At 59.7% G+C, this 25,811-nt stretch carries 17 protein-coding genes; 10 read left to right on the forward strand and 7 right to left on the reverse strand.

What is annotated here, in order from left to right; all coding sequences use genetic code 11:
- Positions 1-460 precede the first annotated feature (460 nt).
- From DFR67_RS07270 to DFR67_RS31570, 4 genes are all read right to left on the reverse strand, one after another.
- Positions 461-2,281 (reverse strand): hypothetical protein, encoded by a 1,821-nt coding sequence (locus DFR67_RS07270; protein ID WP_110468699.1) that lies wholly within the window; start codon positions 2,279-2,281, stop codon positions 461-463.
- Complete coding sequence (locus tag DFR67_RS07275) at positions 2,281-4,890, reverse strand: Z1 domain-containing protein (RefSeq protein ID WP_110468700.1); 2,610 nt, start codon at positions 4,888-4,890, stop codon at positions 2,281-2,283. The genes DFR67_RS07270 and DFR67_RS07275 overlap by 1 nt, the downstream gene beginning before the upstream one ends.
- Positions 4,891-4,995: 105 nt before the next feature.
- Positions 4,996-8,022, reverse strand: a complete 3,027-nt coding sequence (locus DFR67_RS07280) for a Z1 domain-containing protein (protein WP_245937790.1) — start codon at positions 8,020-8,022, stop codon at positions 4,996-4,998.
- A complete protein-coding gene (locus DFR67_RS31570; protein ID WP_110468701.1) occupies positions 8,019-9,005 on the reverse strand; it encodes a PD-(D/E)XK motif protein in 987 nt (328 codons plus the stop codon). The genes DFR67_RS07280 and DFR67_RS31570 overlap by 4 nt, the downstream gene beginning before the upstream one ends.
- A 462-nt stretch (positions 9,006-9,467) precedes the next feature.
- On the opposite strand from DFR67_RS31570, the gene DFR67_RS07290 reads away from it, so the two are divergent.
- Entirely contained in the window at positions 9,468-10,559 is a 1,092-nt protein-coding gene (locus DFR67_RS07290; RefSeq protein ID WP_211324959.1) for a DNA cytosine methyltransferase, read from the forward strand.
- Positions 10,560-10,822: 263 nt separating this feature from the next.
- Here DFR67_RS07290 and DFR67_RS07295 read toward each other — a convergent pair whose 3' ends face one another.
- Positions 10,823-12,325 (reverse strand): ATP-binding protein, encoded by a 1,503-nt coding sequence (locus DFR67_RS07295; RefSeq protein ID WP_110468702.1) that lies wholly within the window; start codon positions 12,323-12,325, stop codon positions 10,823-10,825.
- 145 nt (positions 12,326-12,470) lie between these two features.
- The gene (locus DFR67_RS07300; RefSeq protein WP_211324960.1) at positions 12,471-12,905 is read right to left on the reverse strand and encodes a very short patch repair endonuclease; all 435 of its coding nucleotides are present in this window, start codon (positions 12,903-12,905) and stop codon (positions 12,471-12,473) included.
- Between the two features lie 461 nt (positions 12,906-13,366).
- Here DFR67_RS07300 and DFR67_RS07305 point away from each other — a divergent pair, with 461 nt between their 5' ends.
- From DFR67_RS07305 to DFR67_RS07315, 3 genes are all read left to right on the forward strand, one after another.
- Entirely contained in the window at positions 13,367-15,217 is a 1,851-nt protein-coding gene (locus DFR67_RS07305; RefSeq protein WP_110468704.1) for a DUF2075 domain-containing protein, read from the forward strand.
- A 22-nt stretch (positions 15,218-15,239) separates the two neighbouring features.
- Positions 15,240-15,716: a hypothetical protein gene (locus DFR67_RS07310; protein WP_110468705.1), complete on the forward strand. Its 477-nt coding sequence runs from the start codon at positions 15,240-15,242 to the stop codon at positions 15,714-15,716.
- Positions 15,717-17,310: 1,594 nt separating this feature from the next.
- The gene (locus DFR67_RS07315) at positions 17,311-17,784 is read left to right on the forward strand and encodes a hypothetical protein (RefSeq protein ID WP_110468706.1); all 474 of its coding nucleotides are present in this window, start codon (positions 17,311-17,313) and stop codon (positions 17,782-17,784) included.
- Positions 17,785-18,224: 440 nt separating this feature from the next.
- Here DFR67_RS07315 and DFR67_RS07320 read toward each other — a convergent pair whose 3' ends face one another.
- On the reverse strand, positions 18,225-19,250 hold the full coding sequence (locus DFR67_RS07320; RefSeq protein ID WP_245937793.1) for a LacI family DNA-binding transcriptional regulator: 1,026 nt from the start codon (positions 19,248-19,250) through the stop codon (positions 18,225-18,227).
- A 189-nt stretch (positions 19,251-19,439) separates the two neighbouring features.
- Here DFR67_RS07320 and DFR67_RS07325 point away from each other — a divergent pair, with 189 nt between their 5' ends.
- The 6 genes from DFR67_RS07325 to DFR67_RS07350 are packed head-to-tail and all read left to right on the forward strand — an operon-like array spanning position 19,440 to position 24,160.
- Positions 19,440-20,759, forward strand: coding sequence for an aryl-sulfate sulfotransferase (locus DFR67_RS07325; RefSeq protein ID WP_110468707.1), 1,320 nt, complete (start codon positions 19,440-19,442; stop codon positions 20,757-20,759).
- Between the two features lie 38 nt (positions 20,760-20,797).
- Complete coding sequence (locus DFR67_RS07330; protein WP_110468708.1) at positions 20,798-21,667, forward strand: ABC transporter permease; 870 nt, start codon at positions 20,798-20,800, stop codon at positions 21,665-21,667.
- A 1-nt stretch (position 21,668) separates the two neighbouring features.
- A complete protein-coding gene (locus DFR67_RS07335) occupies positions 21,669-22,427 on the forward strand; it encodes an ABC transporter ATP-binding protein (RefSeq protein WP_110468709.1) in 759 nt (252 codons plus the stop codon).
- 59 nt (positions 22,428-22,486) lie between these two features.
- Positions 22,487-23,443 carry an ABC transporter substrate-binding protein gene (locus DFR67_RS07340; RefSeq protein WP_110468710.1) on the forward strand — a complete coding sequence of 319 codons (957 nt, stop codon included), beginning with the start codon at positions 22,487-22,489 and terminating at the stop codon, positions 23,441-23,443.
- Between the two features lie 19 nt (positions 23,444-23,462).
- Positions 23,463-23,852, forward strand: coding sequence for a YidH family protein (locus DFR67_RS07345; protein WP_110468711.1), 390 nt, complete (start codon positions 23,463-23,465; stop codon positions 23,850-23,852).
- A complete protein-coding gene (locus DFR67_RS07350) occupies positions 23,849-24,160 on the forward strand; it encodes a DUF202 domain-containing protein (protein ID WP_211324961.1) in 312 nt (103 codons plus the stop codon). The genes DFR67_RS07345 and DFR67_RS07350 overlap by 4 nt, the downstream gene beginning before the upstream one ends.
- The last annotated feature ends 1,651 nt before the right edge of the window (positions 24,161-25,811 follow it).

The raw sequence follows: 25,811 nt of genomic DNA on the forward strand, positions 1-25,811 counted from the left end.
GCCTCCGCCCCAGTGAGTCTCAGTGGGGTTTCGTCGCTCCACAAGACGGACCCGGCGTGTCTGGCTTCGCCCGGTAGTGGACTGAGCCTGTCTCGCTCGAGGATGAGTCGTCGCGTCAGACCTATCACCGCGCCCGCGAATTGAGCATCAACTTCGATCTCGACTTCAAACTCTCGTTCCTTCAAGGGGATTCGAACGTTTGGACCGACCAGATACGTATCAAGTGCACGCCAACCAAAGGAGAATGCCAGAGGCGAACCGTCGGTCAGGTGGGCGCCGCGCCGAATCGCCTCAGGATCGATCGCAATCGAGCAACGGAGCCGCAGTTCGGTACGGTAGTCCCAATTCTCAACCGCATCCCCGATCGGTTCCCACTCACCGTCTATCAGCCGAGACCATGGCGACGCCTTGACATTGGCCTCGTCCGGCACGAAGAAAGGCCGCACATCCCTCGCAGCCATCAGTCGTCACTCTCGACCGTGACACCCAAACGGATCACCGCGTCACCCGGCGGCAAAACGGTGACCTCCCAGATACGCTTGTCGTTACGCAACAGCGCAACTCGGGAACCGGACCGGACTTCGCCGGTTTCCGTGCACTCCCATCGCAACACAGTAGGTGGCTCCAGAACACCGGGCGGTTCGACGCCACCTTCGATGACAACCACGGGATTGGCAACTACTGACTTCTTGGTCGGCCACGTCGGAAACTGAACCTTTGCCACAATCACTGCCTGCCCGGACTCCTGGCGCAGAGCGGGCCCTTCGATGATCTTCGGGTTTGCAGAGGATCGTCCGCTTCCTCCATGTCGCGACCGGCGTCCGGCGCCGCCCCTCCGCAGCTCCGCTCCATCGCCCTTCGTACCTGAAACGAGACCAGACAGGCGACCAGCCAACGGCGCGAGCGCCGCATCGTGTTGCGCACTCGAATCGATCTCTGGCGGGGCCACCGTCATGTTTGTTCTCACGAAACGCGCGGCCAACTGCACTACCCCGAGAGCCACACCATGAAGCCCGTTGGTGACCCAGTCATCGTGAGTCGGCGGTTCTGCATCTGCGAAGTAACCGTCTGCGTCTACGCTCGAGCGAAACACCCCCGCATACTGGATCGCCTCATCTGGGTGTGGTTCGCCTTGAACGTAATTGACCACCAGATCTGCCTGACGCATGCGGGCGCAGTGCCGCGCGCCACCCTCGAAAGGCGCCGCCTTCGAAAGAAGGGCGTGCGGTTTGAGCGGTGCCATCGACTCGACCTTCGCGAAGCGCCCCACCTCGGTCGGCGCCTTCTTCCTGACCGGGACCTCGTATTCGTTGGGTCTCGACAGCTTTCGGTACGCGTCGACGAACGGTTTGAGTTCGATCGTCGACTCGGGCGCGGGGATATCAACAGCAAAACCCTCGAACTTGACCGAACACCGCAGGCGGTTGTGCGCGCCCTCGATCATTCTGGGCCACAGGTTCCATAGGATTGTCGAGGCCAGGTACTCAGCAGCGTCCTCGGGAGTACGCGGCTTTTCTGTGCTTTTCGTTCGGGTGACCCCTAGGTCGGCATCGACGATTGCCACGGTCGTGCCGGTCTGTCCTTGCGCAAATTTCGGCAACCCCAACTGATCAGCAAGCTTCTCGGCTTCCTCACCGATCAGTGCCTGCGCGATGTCTCCGTCCTGCACGCCGAGCCAATGACGACCGGTGAAGCGGACACCACCGTGCTCATAGCCATCGCCCATCGCCGCACCGATCAAACGGCGCTGTAGTCGTCCACGGAACACGCACTGGCTGTCGGCAACCACGATGTGGCAGCGACTGACGTTATAGAGAATTCCTTTTCCGAATCCATACGACCCTCCGCCGAGATCGACGCCCTTTCGCTCACCGACGTTTCGGATGAACTTCACAAAATCCGCCCGTTCGCCGGCGCGCGTCGGCTCGTCGGCACGGAGAGGACCTCCGAGACCTGTCGTACCACGGTCGGAGATCGTCAAAATACGTGATTCACCAGCCAATGCTTGCTCGATCCCGAGCGCAGACCCAGCAGGCTCTGGGAGCAGGAATTTGGTCCAGTTCGCAAGACGATTGCCTGTGAGTCGACGGATCTGGACATTGAAGTCGACATCACCATCCCCTGGAAGCGCAGCGTCGCAACTGTTCTGCGCCGCTTCACGAATTAGCACCGTCAGGGGGTCGAGTTGCGGCTTTCCCAACTGCCGACGAATCCCCTCCGACGCCGTCGACCCCTCGGCCGCAACCCGCTGGGACCACCATGCCGCATCGTTCACTGCCATCACACCCCCTCGCCTGAGCCGATCAGCTCGGCGATCTCGGCATCTTCGGTCTCGATCTCCGCGTCGGTCAGATCGACGCTCACATAGGTCTGCGTTACCTGGCTGGTCTCGAATGCAGCGCCCGGGAACACCAGCGCCGCACCGATGACGTCCGTGAGCGCGTCGAGAGGTCGACGAGAGTTGGTGTTCGATTGCAGCGGCTCCGATTTCGGATCGATCGGATACAGCAAGATCAAACCTTTTCGCTTCACGGTGGGGTCGTGGTCTCGCGCATCCATCAGCGCAACCTCACTCATTTGCCGCGCAACGCTCTGAGGAAGAAAGTCGACCGCGCGATGATCCTTCGACATCAAAGTCTTGATATCAGCCCGGTTCGTGCCACCGTCCTTGAGCTGGGCACGGGTAATGCGCCCGAACTCATAGCCACCGAGTCTCACAGTTCCCTTCCCTGCCCCCTCTTTCGATGCGATGACGGCAAGGTTCCATTTGTCGAGACTTCCGTTGCGCCGCTGCTTTTCTACGTACTTTGTGATGAGCTCCGAATCCAAATCAGGTGAGTCTTCGTGGACTGAGTAGTCACCGAGAAATGTCAGCACGTCATCTGCGTCGACGTCGCGGAACAGGACAGCTCCAGAATCGAGGACCTCTGGCTGCGCTCCCTTGGTCCGGGCCCGCGATACCAGGCCGTCGGCAGCATCGACGTTTCCGTGCAGCCACTCCTCGTCCTGTGCGAAAAAATACCTGGTCTGAACCCGGCGTCCGCCGTACGACGCGTAGGCGGGCATGAAGTGGCCCATCTTCGCCGTGATTCGTAGTGTCGGGTGGGTTCGGATCCGAACCCCGAACTCAGTGGGTGTCAGGTTCTCCGATTCGTACCGTTCGATGTCGAGACGGATCTCGTGCTCGACGGTCGCAAGGTGACGGAACCACTGCCGCAGCTCATCGGTCATCCAGATACGCGGCATGTCCTCGTACCCATGCCGGAAGCCGAACCACCGCGCCATCTGCAACAGTGTGTCGTACGCCTGCGCAGCTCGCACGAAGTAGCTGACAGTGAGACCTTCGAGCGTGAGTCCGCGGCTGAGCGTATTGCCGCCCACCGCAATCGCGATCTGACCCGGTTTCGAATAGTCGAGTCGGTCGTCGCTGCGGAAGTTGTCGATCACCACTCTCACAGTGGAAAGAACCTGACTCAATTCAGCTGTCACCTCATCGAAGTCCAGAAGGTTCAGCCCGAACTCTGACGCAGGCACCTGCGAGGTCTCCGACTGCCAAAGAGCTCGTAGACGCTGCATTGTGTCCGGATCGGCATCGCTCACCTTGGTCGCCAGGCGGTCGACCAACCCCGTCAGCGGTGCTTTGAAGCTCAAGTGAACTGCAGTCTTTACCGAGGTGTGGATGAGCATCGTCGAGTGACCGCTGTCGCCACGTGCGCGGCGCGCAGCGGTTGCCAGGACGAACCACTCGACGGCTGCGTCCAGCGTCGGAGGAATGTGCGGCTGGAAGTCAGCGGTCGCGGCCTTCCCCTTCGGGCTTACTGCGTCGACTTCATCCTCCGGGATAGACCGGACCATATTGGAGCCATCGAGATCGCTACCGTTGGCTTCGTCTCCCTCGACGACGTCTCGTCCGAAGATCCGTTCGGTCCCGAAGTAGCCCTCGGGACGTGGCAGGTTGAGGATGAAGTCCCGCGGGTAGAGATCGTCTCCGCGAGGGTCGATGAGGACGTTGGCGAACGGGGTCGCCGTATACCCGATGTACGTCGACTTGGGCAGCTTCGCGATGATGCCGCGAATCAGCGGATTGATTGAGTTGGTCTCGACGCTTGCCTGATCGGCTTCGTCGTCGATGATCAAGGTGGGTACGTCGGTCAAAGCGCGCTGCTTCACGGCCGGCTGGAGCCACTTGTCGAGCCGCCTGAGCACGGTCGCGTTCTTCTTCACCACGGCCAGGATCACGCCGCTGTCGTCAACGTGGAGAAGCGCCGTCGACTGCATGGTGGGCGCCCGAAAGTCGTCATCTGCGTTGGTCAGTTGCTTCCACTTATGTGGCGTCAGCTGATGCAGTTGTTCGTCCAGCCGCTCTTGCGTCTGCTTTCGGAGCCCGTTGTGGATACCGGACAGGACGATGACGAACTTGTAGCCGACGTCCGCAGCCTTCGCGATGACGGCAGTGAAGTTGGTCGTCTTGCCAGATTGTACGTAGCCGACCACCAGCCCTTTCGAATCCCAAGCGGGTTCGCTGGGACGGGGTGTGTACGCGATAACCTTGTTCGACGACCCATCCAGCAAGTTGACGCGCTCAGTCGGCCAGTCCAGATCTGACTTGATGTACTGACTCAACGCCGGCCAGTAAACGTCGGATTCGCCATCCGGTCCTGCATACCAAGGGTCTCGAGGCCCGTGAATGATCGGCGGTCCATCGCCGAGGACATTCTGCAATCGACGTTCGTACTCTGCCTTATAGGCGGCCAGAATGTCTGGTTCTAGGACTCGTTTGAACTTCTTGAGCGCTGAGTCAAGCGACGTCTGGCGAGCCCAGCCCGCAAAAACGTCAAAGAAGTCGTCCATCAGACCGTAGGCCTCCGTGTTGCTGTTCGCAGAGTTCAAGCAAGGGGAGATTAACCCACGCTGCCAGGTCGTTCACTGTGACCGCGGATCTACGCACGGTAGCCCGCGCACCGTCGCTGCTCACAGCAACGCTGAGACTAACGGTCAGTCCGGGTCCGAAGGCTTGACGACCAACTTGTTGACCTTCTTTTTAGCAGCGAATCCGATACGACCGCCAGGGGCCGCCAACTTCGGGAGAGCATAGGAGAATAGTGTCGCGATATCTCGGGGGCTGGTCGGATCGGACAACTTCGCCGGATCAGATCCGACAGCAGGGTCGGCATCCTTCATGTCCGCCGCAAGCGAGAGCAATACTGCACCGCGAGTTAGCCCGAACAGTTCCTCTGCCAGGACTCCGGCGGTTTTTTCGCCGCCGGCGATATGCTCGATCGCTTGGCGCTGCCGGAACGAGCTGCCGGAGAAACCCGGGCGATCTTGACGACGCTTACGTTTAATGATGGGGAGAGCATCGCTGAATCCTTCAATCGTCCGCTGCTCCGCATCTGCCAGCTCGGGCAGCATCACAACAAAGTCATCTAGCTTCCCTTCTGCCATCGCACGCTTCAAGAACTCGGCGTGCGGCCCGAACTCCCAGTGGGGTGTCCAGTGGAACTGCTGAAAAGTCGCCAGCAGATCAGCGGCCGGGACTACGCCGTACCGAGCGACGAACGTTCCCACCCGCTCCACATTAGCGCGGGTCTCGCGGTACTCGAACTCTCCCGCTTCGCCAAGCAATTCCAGTATCGGCTTGATAGCTCCGAAGTGTGAGGCGTTAAAGTCACCAACGCCTCGCGCGTCTTGCATCGCGAAGTCGACGAGTTTCGCCCCTTCACCCTTGAACTTCAGTTCAGCGTTGTACATCTTGCCGGTGGCCGTCGGCTTCAACCATGGAAGCTGCTGATAGACGAGCGGCGGAACATCAATTGGCGTTACCGAGGGCCGTCCGTCGTCCTCTGTGTCCGCAAAAACTCGAAGTTCATTGCGAAATTCTTCCTCGTCTTGTATTACCGCTCCAAAAGCCTCGTAAAGATCGTATGTCCGATTTCCGGCAATAACGGCGCGCCCCACGTAGAGCCGCACCAGATCTTTATAACCCGGGCGGAAGCCGAACCACCGACCCATCTGCATGAGTGTGTCAGCCTGGAGAGTGCGACGGGTGTAGTAGGACACAGTGAGGCCTTCAACAGTGAACCCTCGGCTGAGCTTTGCGCCACCAACGAGGATCTTCCACACCCCATGAGCCTGGAAATCGAGCTGCGGTTGCTCGATGTCTTTGTCTCCGTTTACGACTAGAACAGGGGTGCCCGATTCAGAAATCCGATCCATCGTGGTGCCGATGAACTTGACGAGCTCGTCAAAATCTGCGGGCGTGGCGTCATCCGCGGCTGCGCGGGCGCGACTAACCGGCTCAAAGTCGGCCAACCAAAGTTTGCGGAGACGCTCAAGCCCGGTGACCGATGTATACCCCGAACGATGCCATAGCCGCTGGACCTCGACCCGCAATGCCGCATGGTCTGCCATTTTTACTGATTCATGAATCAGCATCGTGTGGTGGCGGAACTCCTTCGCACCTTTCGACTCCCGATAAAGCTTAATCGCGCCGGAGAGAACGAAGGAGTCAAGGGCAGCTTGCAACGCTTCCAGTCGCTTGCTACCTGTCTGCGACTCGATATCTCTAACAAAAGCGGCCTCATTAGAGGTGGCGGGCGTTTTCTCGATATCTGAAAATTCCTGATTAAAGTCATAGAAGTCAGCGCCACCCATGTAACCATCCGGCCTGTCGAGGCTGACGATAAAGTCACGCGGAAATATATCCTCGGAATCCTCGGGATCAACAAAAACATTCGCAAATGGCGTCGCCGTATATCCGACATACTGACACCTTGGAAGCAGCGTCAAAAGTTCCGATATTTTTTTATTGATTGCAGTCCGCTCCACCTCCGCAGAAGTTTTACCTTTCCGGTTTGGGTTGACTGTATTGACCGAGGCTTGATCTGCCTCGTCATCAATAATCAGCGCAGGTATTTCCTCCATACCTGTGTGAATCTTCTTGAGATCCGAAACTAGCTTATCTAGTGTCGATTTGTTCTTCTTGACCACCGCTAATCGAACGTTGGTTCGATAGAGGTTTACCGGGTCATATAGCTTCTTACTCTTAACGGCCAATTCGTTGCCCTGACGAAAATCGAGTGCAGCGAGGCCAGCTAGCAGCTTTTTGTAGTCCCAATTCGGCGACGTCAGTCGCGTGATTCCCGGGATGTTGTCCTGTGCGGCAATATTCACACCGTGTGTAAGAAACTTCCCTTCGAACCAATCTTGGTCTCCCTGGCCTGCATAATCGACTGTAGCCATTAGATCGTCATTGGCGGGATCGATTCCTCCTCGGATGTTTTCTTCACCCACCAGTTCCATGTCGAGGCGTCGCTGCGTCTGGCTACGCAGAATCTCGACGGTTCCAGTAAGAACGATGATCAGCCTGTATCCTGCATCGATAGCTTTCGCAATCACACCCGAGAAGTTCGCGGTTTTGCCGCTCTGTACGTAGCCCACAACCAAGCCCTTCGACTGGTAAGGCGCGTCTCGTTCAGGATCTGCGAGCCGACGGATTACTTCATCTGTCGCTTGGTCGAGCTTGCCAATCGAGTCGGATCCCCCCCAGTTTCTCTCTAGGACCCCCCGGTAGGCTCGCCAGTAAAAGTCGTGCTCCGTAACTCTGCTGCCCACGTACCACGGGTCCCAAGGCAGCTCTTTGCTGATCACTGACGACCCACTGACGTCTATCGGATATTCAGTATCGAGTGCGTCAAAGCTCGACTCCGTGAAGCCGAGGAGTCCATACGTGACATGCCTCCGCTTAATTGAGCGCGTCTCTGTGCCCGCGGTCCAATCCGAATCGTCAGCGAAGTCCCATTTCATAAGCTGGATTCGCAGATTTGTCTTGGCCGCATCGTTTGCGTTATGGGAGGTCAGAACCGCAACCAGGTCAGTCTCAGCAACACCTGTTGGCTTTGTCTTGCGCAGTCGGAATTCCACCGCCTCGCACAAGCTATCCGGCGCAGACCCCTCGAGAGCCTTGAGCTCTTGAACAATTGCTCCTGAGATCAGGCTCGTGCCGGGCTGTTCCATGTTCATGTGTCCCCCTGGTTCGATCCATTGACTAGCTCGCTAAGCGGGTACGGCGGTACCTGGGCATCAAGAGACGATACGTCGACACGGTACGAGATTGATAAGACGAGTCCCGGTTGCGGGACGACTTGGTTGATCCGTGGACGAGTCAGCGCCGGGAAGGTGTCGTTGACCTGATAGGCGGTAGGGACCGACCTAAGCAAGTAGCGAGTCCGATAGAGCTCGTCATCGCGATCCCTCCATCCATTCGACGTCAAATAGCTGATGAAACGGCTTTCATCACCTTCGAGCCGACAGCGAAGCTCGCTGACTAGCCCAGATAAAGTCACACTATTCGCAGCAGAGCCTGCCCTCGTAAGTTGGATAGAGACAAGCCATAGTGGGCGATTTGGCAATGCCAACAGCTGTGTCGCCGAGTTGATGACGTGCACCCGCTTTTCGGCGCCCGTCGTCTTGACCTCGGCGTCGAAGTCTGCGAGAGCGAAATCATGCTCTTCTGACCCTGGACCGAGCCACGATTCGATCGCCGCAGGTCCACCAAGAACATTGACAAGTCCAGAAAGTACAAGGAGCTCCCCAATCAGTCCTCGTTCCTTCTCGGGGGTTAGCTGGTGTCGCTTAGAAAGTAGTTCGCTAAAGGACTGAACAGACTGTCTCGTTGCGGCAGAGAATGTCTGGCCTTCACCCATTGCGTCGACAATGTTTGCCACTAAGCTATAGGCCTCGTATCGGTCACCTTCTGCGTCGACCCTTAGATGAAAGCACGCTTCGCCATAGATCGTGTCTCTGTCGACGCTGAGTCGCTCGAATTCGACGAGATCGGGTAGATCGCCAATCTCCTCCGCGAACAGTTCAAGGACATCGCGAATCGGGTCGATTCGTAACCAGCAGTGTGGGTTACTACTCAGCCGCTGGACGGTTGGAGTGGTCGCTTGGAAGTACTCCGCCAATGTTTCGGGAGTTAGGTATCCATTGCGTTCCTCTGGCATCAAACTCTCTACTTTCTTCTGGCAGATGACGGGCTACCCTTGGCCTCACCCGACCACCATTCGACAGCAGTCCCGGCCCGGTTTAGCCCCCGATCTTCGCAATCCTGGTTGACAGATATTCGGCATCGAGCACATGGCAACGGCCTGGACGCGGATGAACCGATCAAGTAGCCGCCCCGTATCCAATTCGGAGCACGATCGAGACGCTTGCCGCCACACGAACACCTAAGCGCATCCGATTCGTTGACCTCGTCGCCGACGGGCATGCGCAGCCTGCTCGACGAGGTGGCGGGAACAGGCGTCACCCTCACACGTTGCATGATTCAAGGCATCCTCACATGGGTCCTGCTACCCTAGTCCCTTAAATTGATACACGACCGACGCCGTGTTAGATACCGAACGTGCCGCAGCTGGCCAGCGTGTGCGACAGGTGACGTCGGTGGGTCCCGCTATGGTCTACTTGTGCCCATCTCATCTCCCCGCTTGACGGTTCTAGATCTCTTCGCCGGCGCGGGCGGGCTGACCGCCGGGCTTCACCGGTCGGACGAGCGATTCGAGACGGTTCGTGCAGTGGAGATGGATCTCGCCGCCGCTGCGACCTTTCGCGCCACGTTCGGGGATCGTGTCTACCCCGGGAAGATTGAGGACTGGTTAAAGCAGGAAGAGGTACCCGCAGTTGACGTGGTCGTCGGCGGCCCACCTTGTCAAGGGTTTTCCGCGCTGGGAAAACAAGACGTGACGGACTCACGCAATCAGATGTGGCGCCATTACGCGGAGACCGTGAAACGAGCGGATCCAAAGTACTTCATCCTCGAGAACGTGCCACAGTTCCTCGATTCGCCTCAGTTTGAGCTCTTCCGCACAGCTACCCGGCGGCGCGGTAAGCTCTCCAACTATAGCTTCACCCCATACCTACTGAACTCGGCTGACTTTGGGGCGCCCCAAGCGCGCAAGCGCATCGTTGTAGTTGGTTGGCACAGAGACTTACCGGACCCTGGGCAGCCTACGAAAACGACGACCCAGGGGAATCGAACAACCGTCGCCGACGCGTTGGTCGGAGTACCGACTGCTGTCCGCGAACGCCTACTACCAGATCGATATATAGAGTTCGGAGGCCGCGAGTTTCCGGGAGCATTCAAGTCTCCCGAGCTACATCTGACCCGGAATTACAGTGACGTCTCCCTCGCACGATTCGCATCCATTCCTTCCGGAGGCAACCGGTTCGACATACCTGATGACCTTCTGCCAAATTGCTGGCGAAATCACACGACAGGTTCGGGGGACGTAATGGGGCGGTTGCGCTGGGACAAACCGTCCGTGACCATCCGAACAGAATTTTTTAAACCAGAGAAAGGCCGCTACCTGCATCCCACGGAGAATCGGGCAATCACCCATTATGAAGCGGCACTGCTTCAGGGGTTTTCCGACGATCATCAATGGGTTGGGTCCAAGACCGCAATAGCCAAACAAATAGGCAATGCAGTACCAATTTCTTTAGGTATTGCGATCGGCAAGATGTTGGCTAAAGCCATCGATCGCCATTCCAGTTTCTAACTAGACTGAAAAGTTATCGCGGGCGTCAATATAGGAGTCGCAAACACTAGTCGCGTTGACACGTCTTTCATTGCTGCAAAGGTAGCAATAAAGCATCCATCGAAGGCTCGTCAACATGGTCGACATTTGACTTGTGAGATGATGAGGAATTACCCTTTAAGATCTTAGTCGAAGAGCGCTTCGGGCGCTTCAGGTAGTCAATCTACAGAAGATTTATTGGATCTCGCCGAATTAAAGCGGGATGGCTCGCTGTACCGGGCTGTTCATTTTCCAGTCTCCTCTTTCGCGGCCGCCGTCAACACTGCCTGCCATGCAGCCGCGTTATCCTTGTCCCGTGGGCCAAATGCTGCGCCGCGAAAGACATCCTCGGCAAGTAGGAATAGCAAGGCTTTTACCACGGGGAGATCATTTACCCCACCACGACGTCCAGCAAGCATCCCCTTACGATAGATCTTGTTCAACCATAGAGTATTCGACTCTCGGTCGACTTCAAAAAATTCGTCGCCGTCGTAAAAATCTGTCCATCGAATCTCCAGTGCGGCTCTCGACTCGTCTCGAGGATATTCGACCTGAATTGCCTTGCGCACCTTCGCTGGCATACCAGTACCGGCTTCGAGTACGGGCTGTCTCGTTCTTCCCCTTCTATTGCTTTCTCGGTACAGACCGTCAGCGTCCGCAAGGTAGTCCTCGAATGACGTTCCGTCCTTCGCCACCGCAGATTCGACCGCTTGAATAAACTCCGGACGCGGATGAACACTACTCTTTTCCATATTGATGTCAAAGAGCTCAGGCCAGTTACTTATGTCGACCTCCACTCTCGCCAACTGCAATCGTCTGTTCGTCGACGCTGCATTCTTCCACCCCCGAGCCTCAATCAAACGGTTGTTCCTGTAGAAATAGAAGCCTTGACCGATTGAAGGGTCCCCACCCAGTCTAAACCCTAGCGCCTCGCTTCGAGGGGGCCAGATATGCGCGGTTATCGATAGGCGCTCGCCACCCACATCGCAAATCAAGTCCTTTGGATAGGAAGCCTTTCCGGAACGCTTGTACCCGAAGGGGTCGACTGATTGTACCGTGCTCGGTGCGCCCGGTCCGCCACCGTCTGCATCCGTGACATCAATGGTGATAGATACTTTGGTCCCCAGAATACGATGAAGAGTCAATCCTAAATGCAATCTCAATCGATTAATAGTGTGCGAGAGGTATTCGTCGGTGATCGTAGGATCGGTGGCGGTGGGAAAAGTTCTGACGTTGTCCCACTTAACCAGCGTCCCCCCGTCGGCTTCGACTTCAAAGAGCGCCGCTTCCAGATCTTCACCAGATTGACCGGGATCTAAGACCTCGCACAGAAAATCTTGCACGTGGGCGCGTTTAATACGACGCCCGACGGCCAACCTCCCTCTTTTCTTGGACAAGACAGTCAAAGTGTCCGCTTGGCTAAAGGAAGCCGCTTTCAGACCCATTCCGAAGTGTCCTAGCGAATCGCCTTTGTAATCGCGTCGGCGGCCGACTGTCATTGCTGCGTCTATTCGCTTGTCACCCATCCCACGGCCGTTATCGATTACGAGGAGCGACCTTAACCGACCCCCGATACGAATGAACCGTATCAATATCTTCGAAGCGTTAGCGTCGATGCAGTTGTCGACAAGATCAGCAAGCCCTGTTGTCATATCGTGCGAAAGTCCAATTGCCTTCATCACGTCCGGGTCAGGAGGCAGTCGTTTGACCTCGATGGTATCAATTGCATGCAAAACGTTCTCGGTCACTACTGCTCCTTAAAGTCAACCAACCACTCCGCGACTTGACACGATTAATTCAGGACATCACGCTATTTGACTCTGGACTCCCGCTTTCCAACAACATCTTTTGCACTCCGGTCCACGGCTCGGCCAACAGGATCGATCCGGATTATTACACCCTCCCTCGCAGGTTGGATAGAGAACAGCGAATGGTCCGTACGGCGTCATCAGGTGGATCGTGCTCCCAAAAACGCAACACAGTCCACCCGCGCGATCTCAGCTCTGCGTCAGTCGCCCGATCCCGGCGGACGTTGGCATCCAGCTTCTCCGCCCACCAATCAGCGTTCGATTTGGGCCGGGTCGCGTGTACTGGGCACCCATGCCAGAAGCAACCATCTACAAACACCACAAGTAACAGCCCACGCCAGACAATGTCGCCACGAGTCCGCATGTCAGGTTCGAGTTTGACGTCTACGCGGTATCTGATTCCCACTGCGTGTAGCAGGCGGCGAATCCGCATCTCGGCGGCGGTGTCACGCCGGCGTTGCTCCCGCATTCGATCGCGGACAGCGTCCGACGACGCTAACGGCCTCGAGCTACCGGTCATGTAAGCGGCTGCCTATGGTTCCAGTCCAGCAAGTACCGAACTGGTTCGAGCGGCGGAGCACCCTGTCAACAGTGACCACCATTCGTCTCCTGTTCTTGTCCGGGCCCAGTGCAGCACTTGCTTTGTACAGCTTGGCATCGCTGATGCGTGGACGGTAGCCGACCCACTCTGGGCAAGCGAAGGAGCATTGCCGTGAATGGCCTGACGGTACCCAGCAGTCCTACGCGAACCAGCGGCTTAAGATTCGCGTCTCTTCATCTGTTCGCACGACATAGGGAAGGCTCGCGGTCGCCACTCCCACGAGCGTCCATCCTTAAGACGGCGACACGGTGCACACAACACCTCAGCGGCCAGGCCTCGCGGATACGATCGACCAGTAATCCGCTTCGGCCCGACAGCATGCGTCTCTACGACAAGGCTCCACCCGTGCGGGAAGACTTTCATGCCTTCCTGGAGCCGTCTTGCCGTTGTACCGCAACTCTGTCGCTGGTGTTCGATTTCAGATCGAGTCCGGGAGTCTCGTACCCGTCTTGACCGAACAGTTCCGTTTCCAGATCGGCTACAACCCGTCCCCTGCTGAGGCTCGTTCCTGGGGTCGGAGCCTTGCAGTCTTAGCCGGCGACCTTGTCGATGCCGGTCTCGAAAAGGCAGAGCTTCTCGTCGAATACCAGCTGCCGCTGACCAGCAAGCGTGCTGATGCGGTCGTGTGTGGAGTCCACCCCAAGACCGGGCTGCCGTCGTACGTTGTCGTCGAGCTCAAGCAGTGGAGCAGCGCGTCGATTCTTGCGGGCACTGACGACGTCGTCCTGCTCGATGGAGCCGGCGAACGACTACACCCAGTCGAGCAAGTTCGCCGTTACTGCACACACCTGAGCGACTTCATCGCGACGCTCGGCGGAAGCACCGACCAGCTTGCGGGTGTCGCATACCTGCACAACGCCACCGACGCGGACATCCAAGACCTCTGGACGCTCCCCCAGTCCGAAACCGGACGCATGTTCACCGGGCAACGACGCGGTGAACTGCTCAAGTACTTCCAAAGCAAGCTTTCGACTGAGCCGGGTGCCGACGCTGCCGACCAGTTGCTCTCGTCGGCCGTTCGGCCCAGTAAGCAGCTCATGGCCCTGGCCGCAGACGAAGTCCAACGCCGTGAGCAGTTCGTTCTTCTCGACGAGCAGCAGACCGCGTACTCGTTGGTATTGCGCGCTGTGGACGAGTCGTACCGGTCGAACACCAAGGAAGTCATCATCGTCACCGGTGGGCCTGGCTCGGGGAAGTCAGTCATCGCGCTGAGCTTGCTCGGCGAGCTGTCCCGGCGTGGCCGGACCGCTCTGCATGCCACCGGGTCATCAGCATTCACCATGACTCTGCGGCGGGTGGCAGGCGCTCGCGCGCCGCGGGTCAAGCAGATGTTTAAGTACTACAACCAATTCATTGACGCCGAACCCAACGAGATCGACGTGCTCATCAACGATGAAGCTCATCGAGTCAAAGAGACCTCGACCAACCGCTACACAAAAGCGGCGCTCCGCACAGGACGCCCGCAGGTCGAAGAGCTCATCGACGCGGCGCGCGTTCCCGTCTTCCTACTCGACGAGTTCCAGGTAGTGCGCCCGTCGGAGCGGGGCACCGTCTCGGATATCAGCGGCGCCGCCGAGCGCATGGGATGTAAAGTTCGGATGGTTTCGCTCGACGGACAGTTCCGATGTGGCGGCAGCCGCGCCTACGAGAATTGGGTCCTCCGACTGCTGGACCTCGAGCCTGGCGGCCCGATCAAGTGGACCGGCGACGAAGCGTTCGCAGTACGCGTCTCGGAGTCTCCATCACTCGTTGAACACCAGCTGCGATCTCTTCTCGACGAAGGCTACTCGGCTCGGATTGCCGCCGGCTACTGCTGGGCTTGGAGCGACCCGGTAAAGGGCGGCGGTCTCGTCGACGACGTCGTGATCGGCGACTGGAAACGCCCGTGGAACAACAAAAAGCAGACATCGCACGACGGTGCGCCTGGAACACCCTACTGGGCGTCAGACCCTGCCGGCTTTAACCAAGTCGGATGCGTCTACACAGCGCAAGGTTTCGAATACGACTACGGCGGTGTCATCTTCGGACCCGACCTGGTGTGGCGTACCGACCATTGGGAAGCGCGACCCGAATACAACCACGACAACCAGGTCAAGCGGGGCAATCCCGAAGGTTTCGACAGGGCCATCCGCAACACCTACAAGGTCCTCCTTACTCGAGGAATGCGCGGAATGACCGTGTATTCAACAGATTCCGAAACCCAAGCACTGCTTCAGTCACTTGTACCGTAACGCCAAATCTGGGGAGTTGCCAATGCCTGCAGTCTTGACCACCTACAACGCGGTCACGAGCGATGCCCAGGCCAACCTACGGTGGGGAATCAGGAAGGGACGATGGGGTCTTCCACGTCTGCCCATCAACTCCGATACCGGCACGAACTTCTCGTGGCATGTCCTCGGCACCAAAGCGAAGGGCCTTCCGCACGGGCCACGGGCGCAGCGAGACATCTGGGTCACAGGCAAGATTGACCTTTACCTGTTCAAAGTCATTACGCCCCTGCAGAAGTACGCCGAGCCATTTTGGCCGGACGAGGTGGCTGCAGGCAAGGTGATCTATCCGTATCGATTTGACATCGCGCTGGTATCGCAGGCTACGCAGATTCCGACCGCCTTCGACGAGCCGATTCCGGAAGCGTTGTCGGAGGGAATCCGCGTCGGTGCCACCGGTGGGCCGAGCATCGTCGATGTTGATGAGGCCCAACTCGAAGCGCTACTCACCTATATGGGGTGACCGCCCGTGCGGTCTTACTGCTAAGATAATAGCGAATACGCGTTATCTGCAATAAGTCCGCTTAATTCCGATTCACCGCGCCCGCGGTTGGAAGAAAAGAGCCGAATGAATGACGCCGGTTATTCCGTACCGCCTCCATGACTTCCGTCCTATTGCTGGGGTACACGCCATGGGGAGAGTCAAGGTCAACCGTGCCGACCTCCTCAGAGCATCTGCAACGATAGGTGTAACTCCATTCGGCAGGAGCGCTAATCGAGCACCAACTGTCACAGAATTGTTGTGGCGAGTCGCAATGGCGGACGCAAATCTTTACGAAGACGGGCACCATTGGCGACGATCCGACAGCTACACCTTCTTAAACCCTACCGAGAAGGGAGCCGTAAGTTACTTTCTCGGGCAAGTTCAGGCAAAGATTGTGGCCGAAACAATATTTCAAGTATCTACGTTCGCTCAATTTGAGAGTTACCTTCAAGCACGGGGAATACCATTACGGCGCTCGCGACCCGACTTTATCGGATTCGACGACAGCGGAAGTGTATTTCTAACAGTTGAAGCGAAGGGGCGTTTTGGCACTCGACCCTCTAATACTGAAATCGCAAGTGCAAAACTGCAGTCTCAGGCGATAAACCCTGGCGGATCCTACCCGAATGATTTCGTTTACGCGCACGTGAGCTACTTTCAGGATGATCATTGGAACGCTGACTTGTACGACCCTCCGGCGGCACGAAAAGGCCAGAACCTCGACATCCAACATGCCATGTTCGCACATTACTGGCCGACAGTCTCGGCCATAAACGAAAGAACACAATCGGGTTTCGAGTCAACGGGCATGGACAGTCGCCTCGCGCAGTTCGACGATTTTCGAACTGCCATGTTTCCCGAGGTCGGAATCGCGATCGGAGTACCTTCAGCAACATACCGATCAACTTTAGAATTCGCCGCCCAAAACCGCGGCGGCGTAAAAGTTCATCCCGACACCGGAATAGTGAAGTCTCACGAAGTCCAGGAATTGCGAAGCAGATTCGGGGACAACCGAATTTCGGTAGGAAATGATGGAATGATTTGCGAACTAATCGATGATGGCAGTCGCGAAATCCAACAGACAAGTGACGCTAGGCCGGTCATCCCCTAACGTACGGTTGCGACCGTTGGATATACCTTTGTTGACGCGCACTACACCGAGCGCTCCAGTGGACTGCCCCTCGACACCTACTCGGGTCAGCCGAGTGCCGCCATCACCGAAGTCCTCACAAAACTGACGGAAGCCTTAGGATTGCCGGCATCGGAGCGTTCGCGGACATGGGCGCTCCCACCGGGCGGTGGAGTCGACATCGGTTTCAGCGAAGCATCACTCACCAGACACCAGCCTCGAAGATCACGACAAAGGTGTCGACGGCATCGGTCGCATACGGAATGATCTGGAAGGCGCTCGGCGGCAGTCAACGACCCCACCACGCTGACTGCTTTCGAGCTTGGCGTAATGGGCGCATGTCTCAGTAGCGGAGCAAACAACGCCGTCACCGCGTCGGACGCCGTCGCCGTCGCCGCAGATGTTGCCTCGGTTGCGAAATGTTTCATCTAGCGCGCTCCCGACGTGCTCGGCGAGATCAGCGGTCACGTCTCCGTCCGAGAGCACGTGGGACAGCCTCCTCAAACGCGACATTCCGAAAAACTTGCCGTCAACGCAAAACGAGCGAGGGTCCTACCCGCCGTCGCCGACTACACCGTCATCATCGGCGACACCCTGTCAACACTCGCGCTCGGCGACCGTGCGTACGAGATCGGGCTCTTATTCAAGATCGTCCAACCGAAGAACACCTCGGCACGAGCGTGTCGAGGCGAACTCGCAGACCAACGCATGGTCCGTCACCCCGAGCTCGGAGACGTCACCGTTGGCCTCGCCCTGAGTGACAACAATCGGACCGACTCCACCGGATGCGTTGCTGTCGTTGACAAGCACGGCACAACGCTGCTCGTTCAGGATGTGGCCATCTACGGGTCAAGCCTCGAATTTGCAGACCCGGCAAGCCGATACGACGAACAACGTTTTCACCAACTACAACCCTGAGCGCCACAACGGCGCCTTCACCCTAGTCCCTGACAGCACGGGATACGAAGAGGTCGGATCGGACGATCCGGGAGGCGGTTACCAAGCACAACGCATGCGTACTATTACGCTGAACTCGTCGGCCCGGGGTCCGACGGCCGGTACACAATCAAGGCTTCAGCCAACGACTGCGATCCAGCTGCGCGGGCGGGACGATCACCGTACAGCTCCTGCACTGGAACGATTCTGGCTACACGAAATAGCTCCCGTTCCGGGTTAAGCCGGGCAAGAACAAGATACACAAACCACGACAGAGACGACGGGGTGTCCCTGTCAGAAATGACGTGCGGCGCGGAAGTGCACCCTGGAACTACTCCCGTCGGAGTGATGAACACGTCGTAGTCGGTCATGAACTGCAGCCGCCCGGGACGCAGACCCACCATCGATCCCGGCAGACGCTGTCAACACCCGCAGGTATTGCCCACGTGAAGGAACGGTTCCCACAACTCCGGACGTGTCCGTCGAGAATCAGATGAAGAGGCTGTGGTGGCCATCAACCGCTCAAGTGCATGCTGCGCGATGCTGTCCACCGGTTGTTGGGCGCTGGTGGTGTCGAACTGGCCGTACTTCGCCTGGCCTCCGTCAAAAGCCACGATCTTGACGTCGTCGCCGATTCGCAATCCGTGGTCGGCGACTGCACGCGTCGTCGCAGCGGTCTGTCCGTACGTTGCGACCACTACGCCCTCTGGTGGGGTCGACCGGGAGTTGAGGAACTCTCGTACCGCGGCGTAGGCGCCGTCGGCGGTGAGATCGCTATGGATATGGGTGATGCCGGCGCCGTCGACGGCGGTCGCTCCGCGGTAGCGCTGCTCCACCGTCTCCCGGTCTCCGTGGTGCACGTCGGCCTCGGTGAACCCGCCGACGAACGCGATGTCGCGGCAGCGATGCGTCTCGACGAGGTGCCGGGTGGCGATCTCACCGGCCTGCTCATGGTCGACTCTGACGATGGGCGCATCGACGTCGCCGCGCACGTTGTGCATCCACACGAGCGGGATCCGCGCCTGCGCGCACAGCGCTGCGGTCTCGGCAGCATTGGAGGCACCCACCACGACGAGACCATCGATACCGGCCTCGGCGAAGGCGCTCACGAACTCCAGCTCCCGTTCGGGGTCGTAGCCGGTGTTACCGATCATCGTGAGGTGGTACTGAGCGCGTGCCTGCCGCTCCACACTTCCGACGAACTCGCCGAACAGCGGCAATGTCAGGTCCGGCACTAAGAGGCCGATCTGCCGCCAGCGGCGCTGCCGGCGCAACGCCTGGGCCCGGCGGTTGGGTCGATAGTCCAATTCTTCGATCGCACGAGTGACCCGGGCCCGCAAGATGTTCGACACTGGACGTGGGCCGTCGTTGAGGACGTAACTCACCACCGCCGTCGACGTGCCGGCACGTTGCGCCACGTCGGCGACGGTCGGACGTTTGACACCCACTCGATACGCTCCTTCTCCTCCGCCATGCCCCTCAGCAAGGGACATAACCCTCAGCCGCCCCCTCAGACAAGGTCTGAATCACGTTGATTGTGACACTTCATCGGCCCGGGCGCCGACATTACGCTAATCGATTAGATAGTTCACGACCTGGACTCGCAGACGTAACAACGCATTGGTGGAGTAGCTGACATGGCATTCGTACGACTCGCTGGAGTCACATATCTGGACCCTGACCGTGTGGACAACAGCTACGTGCTGTTCACCGGAGCCGATTCGGTCACCCGCGTGATCGACCTCGCTGGAAACGTCGTCCACGAGTGGCCGTACGCTGGTGTCCCGCCCCGGATTCTCGATCCCGCCCTCAACGCCGGTCGCATCGGCGACGTCGGTGTGCAGTTGTCCGAGAGCGGCGACGCCCGTGGCGGCATCTACGCCAACGGCACCATCGGACAACTCGACTGGGCCGGTGAGCGCCGCTGGGAATGGGGTACCGAAGCCCCGGACGGCGCCGCGCGCCAGAACCACGACTGGGAACTCCTCCCCAACGGCAACCGGCTGATCCTGGTCACGGTGCCGCGGGTGGTCCCGAGCCTCGGTGATCACGTGGTCGGCGACCAGGGCCTCTACGAAGTCGATCCCGAGGGCACCATCGTCTGGTCCTGGCTGGCCGGCGACCACCTGGAGGAGTTCGGTTTCTCCGACGAGGGTTGGGCCGCGTTGCGTGAGACCGTCGCCCGTGACCCGGAGGACCCGTGGGGCTACCTGGAGATGAACAGCGCCAAGTCGCTGGGACCCAACCGTTGGCAGACCGCCGACCCGAGCAGCGTGTTCGCGCCGGACAACATCGTGATCAGCTTCCGCAAAGCCAACATCGTGGCCATCATCGACAAGGCCACCGGCTCCCCGGCCTGGCAGAGCGGGCCGTACTACACCGCGCGAGCCGGCGCCCAACATCAACGCATCAACGTGCACAAGGTGCCCCGCCCCCTGGATCAGACCTCGGGACAACACAATCCGCACATGATCGCACCGGGACTGCCGGGCGCCGGCAACATCCTCGTCTTCGACAACCAGGGTGGCGCGGGCTATCCGCCGGCCGCCCTCGGCATCTATGCCGGATCGCGCATCCTCGAGATCGACCCGACCACCAAGGAAATCGTCTGGCAGTACACCGCCGAAGATTCCGGCCAGCCATCCTGGGCGTTCTTCAGCTCGTTCGTCAGCAACGCGCAACGACTGCCCAACGGCAATACCCTGATCACCGAAGGCATGCAGGGGCGCCTGTTTCAGGTGACACCCGATGGCGACGTCGTGTGGGAGTACCACAGCCCCTATGAGGGGCACGGCGTCGCGGGCGAACCGGAGGTCAAACACGTTCGGGTCCCCGGCGTCGACCGCCTCACCCTGACCCCGCTGGTGTATCGGTCGCAGGCCGTCCCTTTCGACTGGACCCCGCTCGGCACACCCACACACGCACTGCCCCATATCGACCTGCGGCAACGGTCCTGACCGCACACGTTCGCGAACCCCACCTCGAGAGGTACCCGATGACCACCGGCCTGCCACCACACGCTGAAAAGTCGACGCCGCCGACCAGCGTCGAACCACCGCCGCCCCGTGTCGAGCGGCGATCTGCCGCGGCCTTGCATCAGATCGGCGCGAGCTTGGGCACCCTCGGGTGGACGCTCGTCGGCTTGGCGATCGCCGCGACACTGTGGTCGTTGGCCGTGGCCACCGGTCGCTTCCCCGAGCAGCTGTTCCCCAGCGTCCCGCAGATCTACTCCGCCGGGCAGGGATTGTGGCAGGAAGGTCTGCTGAGCGACGACATCATCGCCAGCCTGCGCAGAGCCGCAGCAGGTTTCGTACTGGGTTCCGCGATCGGGGTTCTTGTTGCCGTGGCCACCGCCACAACGGCACTGGGACGCAACGTGCTCCAACCGGTACTGCGGGTGTTCTCCCCCATCCCCACCATCGGCCTGGTCCCGCTGGCCATCCTGTGGTTCGGCCTGGGCGAGAACAGCAAGGTCCTGGTGATCACCCTCGGTGTGTTCGTCCCGGTCTGGATCAACAGCCACGCCGGGCTGTCGAGCACTCCGACCGACTACCTCAAAGCCGCGCGCTGCCTGGGTGCGGGTAGATGGCAGACACTGCGGAAGGTCATCCTGCCCGAAGCCGCCCCCGACATCGTCTCCGGCCTGCGGGTCGGAGCGGCGATGGCCTTCGTGCTGATCGTCGTCGCTGAAATGACGGGCACCACAGCGGGTATCGGCTACCGCATCTATCAAGCGCAGCTGTTCTCCCAGGCTGATCGACTGATCTTCTGCCTACTGGTCCTGGGCGTGATCGGCGCGCTGTGCGACGTCACCATCAACAAAGCCTCGGCGCCCTTCATCCGGTGGGCGAAGGAGCAACACTGACATGGCACTAGAGACCCACGACCTGGTTGTCCACTATCCGGGTACCCAGCACCCCACTCTCGACCGCATCTCCATGACCATCCCCGACGGCTCGTTCACCGTTCTGGTCGGCGCATCGGGCAGCGGCAAATCGACACTGCTGCACTGTCTTGCGGGACTGACCACCGCTACCAGTGGACAGGTCACCGACAACGGTCGAGTTGTCACCGCCCCGGACCCCCGGCGCGGCGTCGCCTTCCAGCGCGACGTCTTGTTCCCCTGGCTGTCGGTCGCGGACAACATCGATTTCGCGCTCGTCGCGCGCAAACTGCCCGCCAAGGCGCGTCGGGCGCGTATCGACGAACTGCTCGACCTGGTCGGCCTCGCGCCCGGGGTGGCCCGGCAGCGGCCCAGCGAGCTGTCCGGCGGTATGCGCCAGCGCGTCAGCATTGCGCGGGTCCTTGCCGGGGAACCGGAGGTGATGCTCATGGACGAGCCGTTCGCTGCCCTCGACGCGCTGACTCGACTGCGGATGCAGGATCTGCTGATCGACCTGTGGACGCGACTCGGCCGCACCGTCGTCTTCGTCACCCACGACATCGACGAAGCGATTCGCCTCGGCGACACCATCAAAGTGCTGCGCGGCGGCGGAATCGCCGAGCACATCGTCAACCCACTGGACCGCCCCCGCCCTGCTGACAGCCTCGCCGATCTGCCTGGCTACAGCGAACTCCGCAAGACCCTCCATCACCAGCTCGGCATCGACCACGCACTGCACTGACAGCCACACCCGGCACATGCTCTCCCCCTCGATCCCCCTTCTGAAAAGGACATTTCATCGTGACCACATCTCTACGCCGCATCCTCCTGGTCGCGGTCGCGGCCACTGCCATCGCCGTCTCGGCCACCGCGTGCACCGGCACCGACACCGATGCAGACACCCTTACCGTCGGATTCGTCGTCGACCCGTCCTGGGCGCAGATCCCGGTGGCCGCCGACGCCGGACTGTTCGACGATCAGGGCATCGACGTCAAGGTCATCAACTTCTCCTCCGGAGTCGAGGCACTCCAAGCCGTGGCCGCCGGCCAGGTCGACATCACCACTGCCGCAGACGTGCCCACCTCCGCTGCCCTGGTGCGCAACCCGGCGTTGCGCGTGGTCGGCGACGGATCGCGATGGGAGGGATCGAAGATCGTGGCCCGGCGAGATGCCGGCGTCAACACGGTGGCTGACCTAGCGGGCAAGAAAGTCGGCACACCGCTGGGCACCAGCGCGGCGTACTACATCTCCAACGCGCTGGCCACCGACAACATCGATGCCGAACTGGTCCAGGTCGCCCCGTCGGCGATCGTCACGGCCGTCAGCCAGAGCAACGTCGACGCCGTGTCCATCTTCCAGCCCTATCAGGCACAGGCCATCGAGGCGCTGGGACCGGACACCGTCGAATTGACCGGCGGCACATACAGTCAACACAGCCTGTACCTGTCCACGGAGTCGGCCATCTCGGCCAAGGGCGAAACGATCGGGAAGTTCTTCACCGCGATCGGTGAAGCCGGCACAGGCTTGACCAACAAGAGCGATGAGGCCGTGCAGGCAGTCGCCGCAGCCACCCAGCTCGACGCCGACCTGGTGCGATCGATCCTGGAAGAGTTCGACTTCACCCTGCAGCTCACACCCGACCTCGCGACCAAACTGCAGGAACTCGCGGAATGGGCTCAGGGAGAGGGAAATATCGATGCCGGGGCCACACTCCCGGACTACGCCACCTTCCTCGATACCCAGTTCGTGTCGTCCTAGGTCGCCGGCCAGACACGTGATGGCTCTGTGGACGCGACGACGCAAGCTGCGCACACCGGACGCCGACCTCCCCACTGAGCCCGACTACCGCTTCACCCTGGCCAACGAGCGGACCTTCCTCGCATGGATACGCACAGCCATGACGCTGCTCGCGGCCAGTATCGTGCTCGGGGAGTTCCTCCGGTCCGCTGATGGACACACCAATCAAATTGCACTGCGGATCATCTCCATCACTTGCGTTCTCACCGCGACCACGCTGGCACTCAACGCCTACTTTCGCTGGGACCGGGTCCAGCACGCGATGAGCCGGAGCCAACCCTTGCCGAGGCCGGCCAACCTCATGCGGATCACCGTGGCGAGTCTATGTCTCATCGCTCTCGTGTGTGTCGTCATCTCGGCCCGTTCGTGACGAGCAAGGTGCACGATGCCGGACTGCAAGCGGAGCGGACAACGCTGGCCTGGCGCAGGACCACCTTGAACAGTCTCGGCGTCACAATCTTGGCTGTCCGCGGGTGGTTCGTGCACCCCTCCCCCATCACCTTGGGGCTGGCGATATCCGCGGCGGTGGTGACCGCACTGCTCACCGCCGCCGCAGCACGGTCGGGTCGTCGCGATCGTCGGGACCAGTGCGAACACCCCTTCCGCTCAGGGCATATTAAGGTGATCACGGCCGCGCTGTTCGGTGCGTGCGGGTTCGGCATCGTCGCCGCACTGTGACATGTAGTAGTTCGGGTGTACACCGTCGTTCTGGTGACGGCCCAGCGGTAACACGGTCGGAGAACTGCCCATCACCCGTTTGAACACGACACTCGATATCCGCTCCGCGGCGAACACCAGAGGTCGCTTGCACGCAATGTTCTTGTCGGCACCGCGCACGAAACCACGCAGCAACCAGCCGCGTCCAACGGTGCAGATATACTCATGGCGGGTCACCTGGGGAGGGGATCCGGCGCAGACCAACCTGCGGCGTCACTTGTTTACATGGGGGAAGAATGACACCGAAACCGACCACGCCTGTACCGGCTTCCCCGGGAGCGGTGCCGCAACCGCCACCGCAATACGGAATCGATCCTGACGAGGGCGCAAAAGCTTCGACAACGTGGTAGAGCTCTGCAGACATCATCAGTTGCTTGGATTTCTCCTCGCCCGGACACCTGACGGGCGAGGGAAGCGCCACGTTCTCTGCCGCCCGCGCTTGCGACCCGGCATCACGCCGCCGATTCGCGTCCCCGAGTTCGCGGAAGATCCCTATGGCAATCCAAGCGTCACGGACAATCCCGGTCTCGGTCCGAGAATAGATATCGATTGATCATGCCAACTCGTCGAAAGAATCGTTGGTTCGCAGCGCTTCTTGCTGTAACCGTCGTGGTTTCCGCAGTCTGCGCTGTATATCTGATCTGGCCTCGGGACACACATGAATCGACCGACGTCAGGTCAGAAGCGACGGCCCGAACGATGGCGACTGAACAGATTCGCCGATTGGCGCCGACCGGAACCGACATCAACCCTGACAATGCACTACTGACCTCATGCAACGACGATCTGGACACCGCAGTTCCGGACGGGCCTCCGTGGAGCGTCCGCGCTTCGGCCCCGATCCCTACGTCTGGAGACCTGACCGAAACAATTTCTCGGGTCGAGGATCTCACGAAGTCCGGTTACCAACCGCTACCTACGAACGACGTCCTCTCAGGGCACCCGGGCGAACTTGTCTACGAGAACGAGAACGGGGCGAGAGTCGGAATCCTGGCGTGTGAGGTCGGCGATAACATCACCTACCACGTTTTCGCGAGCCTGCCGTGCACAATTGACCAACGTTAAGCGTGTTGCACTGACTTACCTTCTCCGACTGGCGATCCGTATCCACGGTCAACGGCGCCGAGATGGCCTGCGGACCGGCGAGGCCAAGCACGCACCCCTCGGACGAACGTCGACATGGACAGCGCCGTCTCTGAGCGCACTTCAAGAAGGCCCGTAGAACGCCACCAAGCGCGTTCGGAACGACCGTTGGGCGCCAATTCGACCCTATTGGGTGCGTCGCCATCAGCGCTTGTGTCGGGGGAACCAGCGACACCTCTTCGCCGTCTAAATTCATGTGAGTATGCACAGCACAAGGAGATCGCGCCTGAGAGAGAATGTTCGAACGGTGTCGGGGGAAGCGTCGCTCACGCTTTCTGTTTTGACTTTCGTTGTCGCCGGATTGATCAGTTGGAGAGTCCTAGGAAGTTCCCAGGCAACAGCGGCCGTCATGGAGGGATCCGACTCGCCACGATTGTCGACGGTCACGTAATTCCTCAGGGGTTTCCGTCAGGTAATTCCCCATGTCCGAGCGTGCTGGGGTCAGCGTAGCTGAGCAGGTCGGGTGGGG

The organism is Williamsia limnetica (assembly GCF_003217475.1).
GTDB lineage: Bacteria > Actinomycetota > Actinomycetes > Mycobacteriales > Mycobacteriaceae > Williamsia > Williamsia limnetica.

Coding starts and splice junctions, on each gene's coding strand:
- DFR67_RS31570 (WP_110468701.1), bottom strand. CDS start 9,005: ATGCCAGAGGAACGCAATGGATACCTAACTCCCGAAACATTGGCGGAG.
- DFR67_RS07330 (WP_110468708.1), top strand. CDS start 20,798: ATGACCACCGGCCTGCCACCACACGCTGAAAAGTCGACGCCGCCGACC.
- DFR67_RS07310 (WP_110468705.1), top strand. CDS start 15,240: ATGCCTGCAGTCTTGACCACCTACAACGCGGTCACGAGCGATGCCCAG.
- DFR67_RS07280 (WP_245937790.1), bottom strand. CDS start 8,022: ATGAACATGGAACAGCCCGGCACGAGCCTGATCTCAGGAGCAATTGTT.
- DFR67_RS07300 (WP_211324960.1), bottom strand. CDS start 12,905: ATGACCGGTAGCTCGAGGCCGTTAGCGTCGTCGGACGCTGTCCGCGAT.
- DFR67_RS07270 (WP_110468699.1), bottom strand. CDS start 2,281: ATGGCAGTGAACGATGCGGCATGGTGGTCCCAGCGGGTTGCGGCCGAG.
- DFR67_RS07345 (WP_110468711.1), top strand. CDS start 23,463: ATGGCTCTGTGGACGCGACGACGCAAGCTGCGCACACCGGACGCCGAC.
- DFR67_RS07335 (WP_110468709.1), top strand. CDS start 21,669: ATGGCACTAGAGACCCACGACCTGGTTGTCCACTATCCGGGTACCCAG.
- DFR67_RS07325 (WP_110468707.1), top strand. CDS start 19,440: ATGGCATTCGTACGACTCGCTGGAGTCACATATCTGGACCCTGACCGT.